12 protein-coding genes are annotated in these 11,724 nt (G+C 63.4%); 5 read left to right on the plus strand and 7 right to left on the minus strand.

Annotated features, from left to right (window positions below; translation table 11 throughout):
• Positions 1-54 precede the first annotated feature (54 nt).
• The 4 genes from ureG to WBK23_RS07740 all read right to left on the minus strand — a co-directional run bounded on the left by ureG (position 55) and on the right by WBK23_RS07740 (position 2,806).
• On the minus strand, positions 55-669 hold the full coding sequence (gene ureG, locus WBK23_RS07725) for an urease accessory protein UreG (protein WP_275961651.1): 615 nt from the start codon (positions 667-669) through the stop codon (positions 55-57).
• A 19-nt stretch (positions 670-688) separates the two neighbouring features.
• Complete coding sequence (locus WBK23_RS07730; RefSeq protein ID WP_424483400.1) at positions 689-1,363, minus strand: urease accessory protein UreF; 675 nt, start codon at positions 1,361-1,363, stop codon at positions 689-691.
• The gene (gene ureE / locus WBK23_RS07735) at positions 1,360-1,860 is read right to left on the minus strand and encodes an urease accessory protein UreE (RefSeq protein ID WP_424483401.1); all 501 of its coding nucleotides are present in this window, start codon (positions 1,858-1,860) and stop codon (positions 1,360-1,362) included. Before ureE ends, WBK23_RS07730 begins: the two co-directional genes overlap by 4 nt.
• A gap of 310 nt (positions 1,861-2,170) precedes the next feature.
• Positions 2,171-2,806 carry a TetR family transcriptional regulator gene (locus tag WBK23_RS07740; protein ID WP_424483402.1) on the minus strand — a complete coding sequence of 212 codons (636 nt, stop codon included), beginning with the start codon at positions 2,804-2,806 and terminating at the stop codon, positions 2,171-2,173.
• Positions 2,807-2,979: 173 nt separating this feature from the next.
• On the opposite strand from WBK23_RS07740, the gene WBK23_RS07745 reads away from it, so the two are divergent.
• Both WBK23_RS07745 and WBK23_RS07750 read left to right on the plus strand, forming a co-directional pair.
• Positions 2,980-4,095, plus strand: coding sequence for a ferredoxin reductase (locus tag WBK23_RS07745; protein ID WP_424483403.1), 1,116 nt, complete (start codon positions 2,980-2,982; stop codon positions 4,093-4,095).
• Positions 4,096-4,112: 17 nt separating this feature from the next.
• The gene (locus WBK23_RS07750; RefSeq protein WP_424483404.1) at positions 4,113-5,201 is read left to right on the plus strand and encodes a fatty acid desaturase family protein; all 1,089 of its coding nucleotides are present in this window, start codon (positions 4,113-4,115) and stop codon (positions 5,199-5,201) included.
• Here WBK23_RS07750 and WBK23_RS07755 read toward each other — a convergent pair.
• Positions 5,182-5,919 (minus strand): class I SAM-dependent methyltransferase, encoded by a 738-nt coding sequence (locus WBK23_RS07755; protein ID WP_424483405.1) that lies wholly within the window; start codon positions 5,917-5,919, stop codon positions 5,182-5,184. The two genes, WBK23_RS07750 and WBK23_RS07755, sit on opposite strands and share 20 nt — an antisense overlap.
• A 120-nt stretch (positions 5,920-6,039) precedes the next feature.
• Here WBK23_RS07755 and WBK23_RS07760 point away from each other — a divergent pair, with 120 nt between their 5' ends.
• A complete protein-coding gene (locus WBK23_RS07760; protein ID WP_424483406.1) occupies positions 6,040-6,930 on the plus strand; it encodes an esterase/lipase family protein in 891 nt (296 codons plus the stop codon).
• A 5-nt stretch (positions 6,931-6,935) separates the two neighbouring features.
• On the opposite strand, the gene WBK23_RS07765 is transcribed toward WBK23_RS07760, so the two are convergent.
• A complete protein-coding gene (locus WBK23_RS07765) occupies positions 6,936-7,262 on the minus strand; it encodes a Rieske (2Fe-2S) protein (RefSeq protein ID WP_424483407.1) in 327 nt (108 codons plus the stop codon).
• A 126-nt stretch (positions 7,263-7,388) separates the two neighbouring features.
• Positions 7,389-9,602, minus strand: a complete 2,214-nt coding sequence (locus WBK23_RS07770; RefSeq protein ID WP_424483408.1) for a TonB-dependent hemoglobin/transferrin/lactoferrin family receptor — start codon at positions 9,600-9,602, stop codon at positions 7,389-7,391.
• A 246-nt stretch (positions 9,603-9,848) separates the two neighbouring features.
• Here WBK23_RS07770 and WBK23_RS07775 point away from each other — a divergent pair, with 246 nt between their 5' ends.
• Entirely contained in the window at positions 9,849-10,565 is a 717-nt protein-coding gene (locus tag WBK23_RS07775; protein ID WP_424483409.1) for an energy transducer TonB, read from the plus strand.
• Between the two features lie 18 nt (positions 10,566-10,583).
• Positions 10,584-11,654, plus strand: a complete 1,071-nt coding sequence (locus tag WBK23_RS07780; protein WP_424483410.1) for a hemin-degrading factor — start codon at positions 10,584-10,586, stop codon at positions 11,652-11,654.
• Positions 11,655-11,724: the final 70 nt, after the last annotated feature.

Here is an 11,724-nt window from a genome sequence, read left to right on the forward strand (position 1 = left end):
CGAGGTTGTTTTTAACGCCGAATGGCCGACGCGCAGCAGATCGTAAGCAGGTTCTCAGGCTGCGGTGAGCATGCCGTGCTGTTCGATAAAGGCGATGATCTGCTCGAGACCCTGGCCGACCTTCTGGTTGCTGAACACGAATGGCTTGTCGCCGCGCATCTTCAGGGTGTCGCGCTCCATCACCTCCAGCGAGGCACCGACCAGTGGGGCCAGGTCGACCTTGTTGATCACTAGCAGGTCGGACTTGCAGATACCCGGGCCGCCCTTGCGCGGCAGCTTGTCGCCGGCGGACACGTCGATCACGTAGATGGTCAGGTCCGACAGCTCCGGGCTGAAGGTGGCCGAGAGGTTGTCACCGCCGGATTCGACGATGATCAGGTCCAGTCCCGGAAAGCGTCGGTTGAGCTGGTCGACCGCTTCCAGGTTGATCGAGGCGTCTTCGCGGATCGCCGTGTGCGGGCAGCCGCCGGTTTCCACGCCGATGATCCGCTCTGGGGCCAGGGCTTCGTTGCGCACCAGAAACTGCGCGTCTTCCTGGGTGTAGATATCGTTGGTTACCACCGCCAGGTTGTAGCGCTCGCGCAGGGCCAGGCACAGAGCCAGGGTCAGGGCGGTCTTGCCGGAGCCGACCGGGCCACCGATGCCAATGCGCAGGGGTTGGCTGTTCATGGTTGAGTTTTCCTTATCATCAAGAACGGAATAAACGGCTGTACTGGCGCTCGTGCGCCATGCTCGCCAGGGCCAGGCCGAAGGCGGCGCTGCCCCAGTGTTGCGGTTCTAACTCGCTAGCCTGGCGTTGCGCCTGATCGAGCAGCGGCAGCAATTGCGAGGTCAGGCGCTGGGCGGCTTGCTGGCCCAGCGGCAGGGTCTTCATCAGCACTGCCAGCTGGTTTTCCAGCCAGCCCCAGAGCCAGGCGGCGAGCGCATCCTCTGGCTCGATCTGCCAGGCCCGTGCCGCCAGCGCCCAGCCAGCGGCCAGGCCGGGTTCGTCCAGCTCGCTAAACAGCTGCTGCGCCGGCTGATCCAGCTCCGGCAGGCCGCTAAGCAACTGCTGCAGGGAGTAACCCATCTGCCGGCTCTCCAGGCGCAGCTCGCGGGTTTCCCGGCTGGCGCGTTGTTGTTCGGCCAGGTGGCGCAGCTGCGCCCAGTCCTCGCTCGCGGCGGCCTGGCAATGGGCAAGCAGTAACGGCGCTTCGAAGCGCGCGAGATTGAGCAGCAACTGATCGGCAATCCAGCGCTGTGCGCTTTCCGCGTTATCGACCAGGCCCTGTTCCACGGCCATTTCCAGGCCCTGGGAATAGCTATAACCGCCAATCGGCAGCTGCGGGCTGGCGAGCCGGAGTAGCTGCCAGGCTTTATTCACTTGCGTGCACCGAATTGATGCAGGCGCGGCGCATAGCTGAATTCGGCATCGCCGGCATGCGAGTGGTGATGGCCGCCGCCATAGGCACCTTGCTCGGGCTGGTAGGGCGCTTCGATCAGCTGCACCGTCGCGCCGAGCTGTTCGAGCATGGCCTTGAGCACATAGTCATCCGGCAGGCGCAGCCAGCCATCGCCGAGTTGCAGGGCGACATGGCGGTTGCCCAGGTGATAGGCGGCGCGCATCAGCTCAAAGGGGTTGGCGCAGGTCACATGCAGCAGCGGTTCGGCGCGGGCGACCACGCGCACGATGCGGCCGTCTTCGGCTTGCAGGCATTCGCCGTCGTGCAGGGCGGGTTGGCCGCGTTCGAGGAACAGGCCGACATCCTCACCCGTGCGGCTGAAGCAGCGCAGACGGCTTTTGCTGCGGGCCTCGAAGCTCAGTTCGAGTTCGGCATCCCAGTGCGACTGGGCGGCAATACGGCGGTGAATCACCAACATGGGGCAGTTTCCGGCAGGGCAATGCCGGTTATAGAGCAAGTGCCTTGCCAAGCTGCCATTGCGCCACGCAGAGCGGGGCGCGCGGGTGTTGCTGTGGCTGAAATTGGCGCGTGATGGGGTTGGGTTTGGTGCGTGTGCTGGTTTAATGCTCGCTTTTGGTGCGGCTGGTAGCAGGTTGTTGAAAACGTAGGCGAGGCCGCCGAGGCAAGGCAAAAACAGGCGAGGAAGCGGAGTTTACGAGCTGTAAATGAGCATTCCGAGCCTGTTTTTAACGCTGCATCGGCAACGCAGGTAGTTTTTCAACAGCCTGCTAGTCGCGGGTCTGGCCGAGTCCCTGCCAATGCTTGGCACCGATAAAGATAAAGCGCAGCTGCTCGATCATCTTGACCTCGGGCGAGGCGTGCATCGGCAGGGGCGCTGCGGGTGGGTCGATCAGCTCGGGCAGGGTGGCGAATACGGTTTTTACCACCAGGTCGGCGATCACGTTCTGCGCCGGGGTATCGAAGTGCTGCAGCTTCGGCATGACGGCCAGATCGGCGACCAGGTCGGCGGTGATGCGCTCGCGCAGCGCGCCCACGGCCAGGCGCACCGGCAGCGAGCCGCCGTATTGCTCGCGGGCGAGAAACAGGAACTGCGAGCGGTTGGCCGCTACCGCGTCGAGGAAGATGCGCACCGAGGCGTCGATCACGCCGCCCAGTTCGAACTCATGGTGGCGCACCTGGCGGATGGTTTCGCGGAAGGTTTCACCGACCTCGGCGATCAGCGCCAGGCCGAGTGCGTCCATGTCCTCGAAATGCCGGTAGAAGCCGGTCGGCACGATGCCGGCACTGCGCGCGACTTCACGCAGGCTCAGGCTGCCGAAGCCGCGACCACTGTCCATCAGGCTGCGCGCGGCATCCATCAGGGCGTGGCGGGTTTGCAGTTTTTGTTCGGCGCGCGGCTGCATCGGCTGTGGGCATCCAATAAGGGCAGGCTTGGGTAAGCAAGCGCCGCACTCTAGCAAATGGCCTTTGTCCGCGTCGAACCACTGTTGGGTTGCGTTCGTTTGAGTGTACGAGTGTTGACTGAATGAATATGCTCTGCCAGTCTGGTGAACAATTGTTCACTGGAGTGGCGATTATGACCCTGATGCCTTTTGCCTGGATACGTGGACTCTCCGGTGGGTTGCGCCCCTTGCGGGCTCTGGTTGCGCGCGGCTGGCTGCGCGAGAGCGATGTCGATGCCTGGCTGGCGTTGCTGCACCCGGCCTTGCGCTTGAGCCGGGTGATGGCCCGGGTAACGGCGCGGCAGTGGGTGGCCGACGACATGCTGGCGCTGACCCTGCGCGCCAATGGCAACTGGCGTGGGGCCTTGCCGGGCCAGCATGTGCAGCTTTACCTCGAGCGCAACGGCGTGCGCCTGAGCCGCAGTTACAGCCTGACGGCGCTTCGCCCGGATGGCAGCCTGGAGATCGCGATCAAGCGCCAGGTGGGCGGGCGGGTGTCGCCTTACCTGCTGGAGCACCTGGCGGTGGGCGAGTTGCTGGAGCTGGGGCCGGTGTATGGCGAGCTGAGCTGGCCCGAACAGGCGCAGGGGTTGCTGCTGCTGGCCGCGGGCAGTGGCATCACGCCGTTGCTGGGCCTGTTGCGTACGGCGCTGGCGCAGGGTTTCAGTGCGCCGGTCAGTCTGTTGCATTACGTGCGCGAGCAGGGCCAGCGGGCGTTCGTCGCCGAGTTGCAGGCCTTGCAGGCGCAATACGCCAACGTGCAGGTGCGCTGGTCGTTAAGCGCGGCACCCGCCGATGCCAGCCAGCTGCAGGGGCGATTCTGCGTCGAACACCTGGCCGACATCACCGGGCTGGCGCAGCGCAGCGTACTGGCCTGCGGCCCGGCCGGGTTTGTCGCGCAGGTGCAGCAGTGGTGGCAAGGCGCAAACCAGGTGGGAGGCTTGCAGTACGAGGCGTTTACCCCGCCGGCGTTGCAACTCGATAGCCAGCGCCGCGAGGTGCGCCTGGGCTTTGCCCGCAGTCATTGGGTGGCGCCGGCGGATAACCAGCGCAGCCTGCTGGAACAGGCCGAGGCCCAGGGCCTGACGCCGGCCCATGGTTGTCGCCAGGGTATCTGCGCCAGCTGCACCTGCACCTTGCTCAGCGGCACGGTGCGCGATTTGCGCAGCGGCCTGTTGTTCAGCGAGCCGGGTCAGCCGATCCGCTTATGTGTCAGCGCGCCGCACACCGATGTCGAGATTGATCTTTAACTTGCGAGGGAATCCCCATGCGTGGTGATCGCGAACTTTCCACGGATGAAATGAACGCCTTCGGCAACGAGCTGGACGCCCTGCGCCAACGTACCCTGGCCGATCTGGGCGAGGTGGATGCGCGCTATATCCGCCGTATTCGCGCGGCGGTGCGCTGCTGTTGCTGGGGCGGACGCAGTCTGCTGATGTTCGGTTGGTTTCCGCCGACCTGGCTGCTCGGCACGCTGCTACTGGGCCTGGGCAAGATTCTGGAGAATATGGAGCTGGGCCATAACGTCATGCACGGCCAGTACGACTGGATGAATGACCCGGAGTTTGCCGGGCGCAGCTATGAGTGGGATATCGCCGGGCCCAGTGATTTCTGGCGGCACACCCACAACCATGTGCACCACACCTGGACCAATGTGCTGGGCATGGACGATGACGTCGGTTATGGCGTGGTGCGGCTGTTTCCCGAGCAGCGCTGGAAACCGTTCTACCGTTGGCAGCCGCTGTGGGTAACGATTCAGGCGGTGCTGTTCCAGTACTCGATCGCGGTGCAGCACCTGCGCTTGGACAAGGTCTACAAGGGCCGGCTGAGCAAAGAGGAAGTGCGCCCGCTGATCAAGCAGTTCAACGCCAAGATCCTCCGTCAGTGGGGCAAGGATTACCTGTTTTTCCCGCTGCTGGCGCTGTTAATCGGAGCCAATGCCGTGGCGGTGTTGGCCGGTAATGTGTTGGCCAACCTGATCCGCAATCTGTGGACCTTTACGGTGATCTTCTGCGGCCACTTTACCGAGCAGGCGGCTGTGTTCAGTAAGGAGTCGGTGGTCGGCGAGAGCCGTGGTCACTGGTACCTGCGTCAGCTGCGCGGTTCCAGCAACCTCAACGGCGGGCCGCTGTTCCATATCCTCACCGGCAACCTTAGCCACCAGATCGAACACCACCTGTTCCCCGACCTGCCGGCGCGGCGTTATGCGGCGTTGGCCGTAGAAGTGCGCGAGATCGCCGAGCGTTATGGTCAGGTCTATAACAACGGCAGCCTGTGGCATCAATTCTCGACTGTGCTTAGGCGGATTTGGATCTACCGCCGTCGTCCGGTCGAGGCTATGCCGGCTGGCGTGTGAAGACGCAAGTCAGATAGCGGTTGCTAAAGCCGTAGCGCAGCATCGAATACAGCCGGCTGAACAGGTACAGCGGGCGCTTGCGGTAGTACAACAGCACAGCATTGCCGACCCCTTCTGAGCGGTGCTGTTTCTGTTGATCGGCCTGCTTCGAGAACAAACCTTTGAACTGCCACCACTGAATCTGTTCCAAGTGCTGGCGGGCATGCAGCCCTTGCTGGCGGAACAGTGCATAAAAGCTGCGTTTGCTGAAGTCGTGCAGGTGGTGGGGGTTGCCGTCCAGGGTTGGAGTGATCGGCACCGAAGCGATGACCTTGCCGCCCTCAGCCAGTAACCGCGCATAGTTGGCCAGCAGCACCTGCGGGCGCGGCAGATGCTCGATGGTTTCCAGGCTGACGATGCAATCGAAGCCCTGGTCGCTGCTGAACTGTTCGGCATCGGCACATTCATAACGCAGATTGGCCAGCTGGTAATGCTCGCGAGCGTAGGCAATGGCCGCAGGGTCAATGTCGACGCCGGTGACCTGCTTGTCCGAGTTGCGTTCGGCCAGTAGCGCCGTGCCATAACCGCAGCCGCAGGCCATATCCAGTACGCGCTGGCCGCTGAGGTGCTTAGCGGCGAACTCATAGCGCTGCATATGAATCTGCAGGCTGGCCTGGTCATCCGGGCTCTGCGGGTTGAGATCCTTCGGGTAAATCCGTTCGATGGTGTGCATGGTCATGGCAGCGCAAAGAGAAGCCGGGACTATATGTCAGGCGGCCCAGTTTTCCCACGAGCGGCATTGGCATGCTTCGTGGTTCTGTACTTCTTTCTCGGCGGTATGACACAAGGATGGTTTGCTATGTCGACATCTTCTGCACCCCGTTATCCCCTGGTCTTGGTGCCAGGTTTGCTCGGTTTTGTCAGCCTGCTTGGTTACCCCTACTGGTACGGTATCGTCACGGCGCTGCGCCGCATCGGTGCAAAAGTCTTCCCGGTGCTGGTGTCTTCGGTGCATTCCACCGAGGTGCGCGGCGAGCAACTGCTGCTGCGCATCGCCGATGTGTTGCAGCAGACCGGCGCAGAAAAGGTGCATCTGATCGGCCATAGCCAGGGTGCATTGACGGCGCGCTATGCGGCGGCGCTAAAACCCGAGTGGGTGGCGTCCGTGACCTCGGTGGCCGGGCCCAATCATGGCTCGGAGCTGGCGGATTTTCTCAAACGCAAAGCCCCGCACGGCAGCTGGCGTGAGCGTCTGTTGGCGCGTCTGCTGCGTGGTGTGGCGCGGTGCATGGCCTGGCTGGAGCGCGGCTACAAAGGCGAACCACTGCCGATGGATGTGGCAGCAGCGCAGCAATCGCTGACCAGCGAAGGCGTGGCGGCCTTTAATGTGCAGTATCCGCAGGGCTTGCCTGAAGTATGGGGCGGTGAGGGCGCGGCCGAGGTCAACGGCGTGCGCTACTACTCCTGGTCCGGCACCATTCAGCCGGGGATCACCGATAAAGGCGGTAACCGCTTCGATGGGCCGAATGTCGCCTGCCGGATGTTTGCCAAAACCTTTCAGCGTGAGCCGGGGCAGTGCGATGGCATGGTCGGGCGCTACAGCTCACACCTAGGCTCGGTGATTGGTGATCAGTACCCGATGGATCACTTCGACATCATCAATCAGACCTTCGGCCTGGTCGGCAAAGGCGCCGAGCCGGTCAAGCTGTTTGTTGAGCATGCGCAGCGTTTGGCTACTGCGGGACTTTAGGGTTCTTAAATGTTGTTTAGATCAACCCAGACGCCCTGATCATCCTCACGTATGGCAAGTTCTTGCAGCGATTGCCCGGCGCAGGGGCCGGCGACGCATTCGCCGGATTCGATCAGAAACAGTGCGCCGTGGGTGGCGCACTGGATCAGGCTGGCGCTGTGATCGAGAAACTGGTCGGGCAGCCATTCCAGGGGGATGCCGCGGTGCGGGCAGCGATTGCGGTAGGCATACAACTGGCCGTCCTTGCGCACGGCAAACAGCTTCTCGCCTGCAATCTCGAAGCCCCGGCTCTGGCCTTCGGCCACTTCATCCGGTGCACATAAACGCAACATAGGAACCTCCCCGACAGGCCGGCATTATGCCGCCCTGGCGTGGAAGTGAAAGAGGAGGGCGCATCCTTGCGCCAAGTGGAGCTCTTTTTCGCGACTAGTTAATCGCGCGGCAGACGTGTAACTAGGTCAGATTTCCCAGACCAGATTGACCGCCGCGTGGCGGCCTGGCTGGGTATAGCGGCCCAGGCTGGCGCTGTTTTCAGTCAGGCTGCGCACATCGCCCCACTGCCAGTATTGCTTGTCACCCAGGTTGAACAGGCCGGCGTTGACCGAGAACTGCTCAGTCGCCTGCCAGTAGCCGGTCAGGTCGAGCAGGCCGTAGCCGGAGGGTTCGTACTGGTTGGCGATCTGGGTTTCGTCGACGCGATCCTTGGCCGCCACCAGGGTCCAGGCCAGCTCGCCGCCGAACTGTCCGCTGGGGGCGTCATAGCCGAGACCGAATACCGCCTTCAGCGGATCAACACTGTTTATCGGCTGGCCGCTGGCTTCATCCTTGCCGCGTGCATAAGCAATCGCGCCACGCAGGCGGGTGCCGTCGGGCAGGCCGACGCTGTTGAGGAACAACTCGCCTTTGGCTTCCGCGCCGCGAATGGTGACGCGATCGAGGTTCTGGTACTGGAAGGTCATGCGGTTGTTGCCGGTCGGGTCGTTGGCCAGGGTGACCTGCTCGATAAAGTCGTCGTAGCGGTTGTAGAACAGCGCCAGGCCGAAGCTGCCGGCGCTGTATTTGCCGCGCAGACCGAGCTCGTAGCTGTCACTGGTTTCCGCTTTCAGGTCGGGGTTGGCGATGGTCTGGTAGCCGCGGGCAAAGTTGATGAACTCACCGAAGATATCCACCGCATTGGGTGCGCGGAAACCGGCGGCGTACTGACCGTAAACGCTGTGGGCGTCGTCAAGCTGGTAGGTCGCGCCGAACTTGGGTGAGATCGCATCGTCCTTGTAGTCCGACGGGTCTTTGTTCACCGGTTTGCTGTTCAGGTATTCCTGAGTGACGTCCGGTTTCATCTCGTAATGGTCGTAGCGCACGCCGGGCAGCAGGGTCCAGCGACCGATTTCGATGCTGTCCTGGGCGAACAGTGCGTACTCGGTGGCGGTCGGGTCGGGGAAGTCGCTCAGCGGGAAGGTTTCATCGCCCGGAATGGCCGGTACCGGCATGCCATTGCTGGCATAGACCTCGCCGCCACGGCGCAGGTCGCTGCTTTCCAGGCGCTTGACGTCGACGCCGTAGACCAGCTGGTGCTTGGCGCTGCCGATTTCGAACAGTTTGTCGAACTTGCCGTTGAACGCCCACAGCTTCTCTTGGTAGGTAGAGTCGCGCACACGCTCGCGCAGGCGGCCAGCGCTGAAGCGGGTTTGCTCGGTGCGCTGACGGATCTGGCTGTCCTGATAGCTCAGCTGCCAGTCGACGCGGTCGGCGATCACGCTGCCCAGCTCGAACTGGTGTTGCAGGCTGACGCGCTGGCGGTCGGTGGTGTCCGTGGCATCGGAGGTGCGCACGGTGGCGGTGGTGCTGTATTCGTTGAGTACCTGGGTGTCGGCATTGTCTTCGAGGGTTTCGTAAGTCAGTTGCAGGCGGTCAGTGTCGTTGTAGTTCCAGCCGAGTTTGCTCAGCAGGTTGTCCGCACGGTAATCCTGCGGGTTGGCTTCTTCGCGCGCGGCACCGATGCCGCCACGGCCACCGTAGGTGTCCAGGGCCTGGCCGTCACGGCGGCCGAGGTGCAGCAGGCCATCGAACTGGCCTTGGCGCGCGGCCAGGGTGGTGCTGCGCATCCAGCTGTCGTCGGCGCCGTTGTAGCCGGTCTTCAGGCGCGCATAGACGTCATCGCCGTCATCCAGATAGTCGCCGGCATCTTTGGTCAGGAAGCTCACTGCGCCGCCAATCGCGTCGCTGCCATACAGCGAACTGGCGGGGCCACGGATGATTTCCACCTGCTTCACGGTGTCCGGGTCGACGTAGTTGCGCCGCGCATCAAGGAAGGGGCCGAAGGTGAAGGCATCCGGGGTCGGCACGCCGTCTACCTGGGTCAGCACGCGGTTACCGCCAATGCCGCGGATGGTGAAGCCGGCCAGGCCGAAGCGGCTGCCGGTGCCGCCGACGGTGACGCCGGGCTCATAGCGCACCAGATCCTGAATGTTCTTCACGTTCTTCTGATCGATATCACGTTCGGTCACGACTGAAACGGTGCTCGGCACCTTGTCCAGCGTCTGTTCATTACGCGTGGCGGTGACGGTGACGGTATCGAATTGGGTCGCGGTTTTCTCGGCTGCAAGGGCCAGTGACGGCGTCAGCAACAATAGTGCGAGCCAAGGGCGGCGGGCAAACGGGGGGCGAATCGACATGAACTTACTCCTGGGTTCTGCGGCCGGCACGTGCTGGACGGCCCTGCGTGCGACAGGCGCGCTGCGGGCTGAGCTCAGGTCCTGTGAGCCATCATCGTTACGAGCATCCGGGCCCGTTCCCTCTGCTGGGGTGTTCAGCGTGGTGTGGCGACTGCTGGGTTGGCGTCGGCGGCGAACATAACCAGCTTGACGGTTAAATGCAAATAGTTATCAAATAGATTCGTATTTGTATGGTTCGACAATCCAATGCTGCGTTTGCCGCTCTACCTGCTGTTGTCCGTTGCGCTGCATATCGGCGTCGGCTTGCTGCTGCGCGATATTCAGGCGGAGGCGGGTGTGCAGCTGGATGCCCCGGCGGTGATGGCGGTGCAGATGATTGATCTATCGAGCCCCCCCGCGCCGTCGGCCCCACGTTTGAGCGCTGCGCCGCCCGCTGTGAGCAAGCCTGAGGTTGCGCCGGCAGCTAAACCGAAGCCGCCGGTAGCGCAGTTGCCGGCCCGTAAGCCGAGCTTGCCGGTTGCTCAGATCAAGACCGCGCACGCCGAGTCGCGTCCACGTCAGGCGGCCAAGCCTGCTGCTGCACCTGCGCCACAGTCGGCGCTGCCCAGCATGGCCAGCGTCAGTCGCTCGGCCGCTCAGGCTCAATCCGCCCCAGCACGGGTGACCCCGCGTGAGGTGTTCAGCCAGCAACCCAGTTTTGTTTCACCGCCGCCTGCGCCGCGTTACCCGAGCCAGGCGCGGCGGCGCAATCAGCAGGGCGTGGTGTTGGTCGAGGTGCGCCTGGACGAGCTAGGCCGCCAGCGCGAACTCAAATTACTGCGCTCTTCTGGCGTCGCCAGCCTCGACAGCGCGGCGCTTGAGGCCGTGTCCGGCTGGCGCTTTCGCCCCGAGATGCTGGACGGCCAGAGCGTGCCCAGCCGCGTGCAAATCCCTATTCAATTCGCCCTTACGGCGAGCCGTTGATCCTGAAGGAGTTCCATCATGACTGCGCAAATCCAAGCCGCTTCCACCAGCAATGACCTTTACCAAGCCTGGCAACGCCTGCGTGGCGAGCAGCCGCGCCTGCGCACCCGCGATGCCGCTGAGCATCTGGCCGTCAGTGAGGCCGAGCTGATTGCCAGCCGCCTCGGTGTCGATGCTGTACGCCTGCGCACCGACTGGGCCGAGCTGCTGCCAGCTCTTGGCGAGTTGGGCTATGTGATGGCGCTGACCCGCAACGAACACTGCGTGCACGAACGCAAGGGCTACTACCGCGAGGTGACGGTGATGGCGAGCGGGCAGATGGGCCTGGTGGTCTCGGCCGATATCGACCTGCGCCTGTTCCTCGGCGGCTGGGCCAGTGTGTTCGCCATTGAGGAGCAGACTGGCAAGGGCACCCAGCGCAGCATCCAGATGTTCGATCGGCAGGGCGTTGCGGTGCACAAGGTGTTCCTCACCGAGACCAGCGAGTTGAGCGCCTGGAACCCCTTGCTTGAGCGCTTCCAGGCCGCCGAGCAGAGCCCGGTGCTGGATCTGCAGCCGCTGCCGGATGCCGCCCCGGCGCAGGCCGATGCGGTGATCGATGTAAATGCCCTGCGCGTCGGCTGGTCGACCCTGAAGGACACTCACCACTTCTTCGCTCTGCTGAAGAAACACGGCACTACGCGTACCCAGGCGCTGCGTCTGGCAGGCCGCGAGTGGGCCGAGCCGCTGGATGTGCGCGAGCTGCCCAAGCTGTTGGAAGAAGCGGGCGTGCGTGAAGTGCCGGTGATGGTGTTTGTCGGCAATCGCCACTGCATCCAGATCCACTCCGGACCGGTGAAGAACCTGCGCTGGATGGACACCTGGTTCAACGTGCTCGACCCCGAGTTCAACCTGCACCTGAAAACCCCGGGCGTCACCGAGTTGTGGCGCGTGCGTAAGCCGAGCAGCGACGGCGTGATCACCAGTTGGGAAGCCTTCGATGCTCAGGGCGAGTTGGTGGTGCAACTGTTTGGCGCGCGCAAGCCGGGTATCCCGGAGCGTGAAGACTGGCGCGCCCTGGCTGAAGCCGCTGCGCCGCTGCACGGCTAAAGGGGCTTGGCCGTGGAGCCCGGCTCCACGCCCGTAGTGAGCCCGCCGGCATGCGCCGCGCGGGTATTTC

Source organism: Pseudomonas sp. (assembly GCF_049653025.1).
Classification (GTDB): domain Bacteria; phylum Pseudomonadota; class Gammaproteobacteria; order Pseudomonadales; family Pseudomonadaceae; genus Aquipseudomonas.

Excerpts from the sequence above, each read along its gene's own strand:
- WBK23_RS07745 (WP_424483403.1), top strand. The coding sequence starts at position 2,980 with ATGACCCTGATGCCTTTTGCCTGGATACGTGGACTCTCCGGTGGGTTG.
- WBK23_RS07755 (WP_424483405.1), bottom strand. The coding sequence starts at position 5,919 with ATGACCATGCACACCATCGAACGGATTTACCCGAAGGATCTCAACCCG.
- ureG (WP_275961651.1), bottom strand. The coding sequence starts at position 669 with ATGAACAGCCAACCCCTGCGCATTGGCATCGGTGGCCCGGTCGGCTCC.
- ureE (WP_424483401.1), bottom strand. The coding sequence starts at position 1,860 with ATGTTGGTGATTCACCGCCGTATTGCCGCCCAGTCGCACTGGGATGCC.
- WBK23_RS07750 (WP_424483404.1), top strand. The coding sequence starts at position 4,113 with ATGCGTGGTGATCGCGAACTTTCCACGGATGAAATGAACGCCTTCGGC.
- WBK23_RS07740 (WP_424483402.1), bottom strand. The coding sequence starts at position 2,806 with ATGCAGCCGCGCGCCGAACAAAAACTGCAAACCCGCCACGCCCTGATG.
- WBK23_RS07760 (WP_424483406.1), top strand. The coding sequence starts at position 6,040 with ATGTCGACATCTTCTGCACCCCGTTATCCCCTGGTCTTGGTGCCAGGT.
- WBK23_RS07770 (WP_424483408.1), bottom strand. The coding sequence starts at position 9,602 with ATGTCGATTCGCCCCCCGTTTGCCCGCCGCCCTTGGCTCGCACTATTG.
- WBK23_RS07780 (WP_424483410.1), top strand. The coding sequence starts at position 10,584 with ATGACTGCGCAAATCCAAGCCGCTTCCACCAGCAATGACCTTTACCAA.
- WBK23_RS07765 (WP_424483407.1), bottom strand. The coding sequence starts at position 7,262 with ATGTTGCGTTTATGTGCACCGGATGAAGTGGCCGAAGGCCAGAGCCGG.
- WBK23_RS07775 (WP_424483409.1), top strand. The coding sequence starts at position 9,849 with ATGCTGCGTTTGCCGCTCTACCTGCTGTTGTCCGTTGCGCTGCATATC.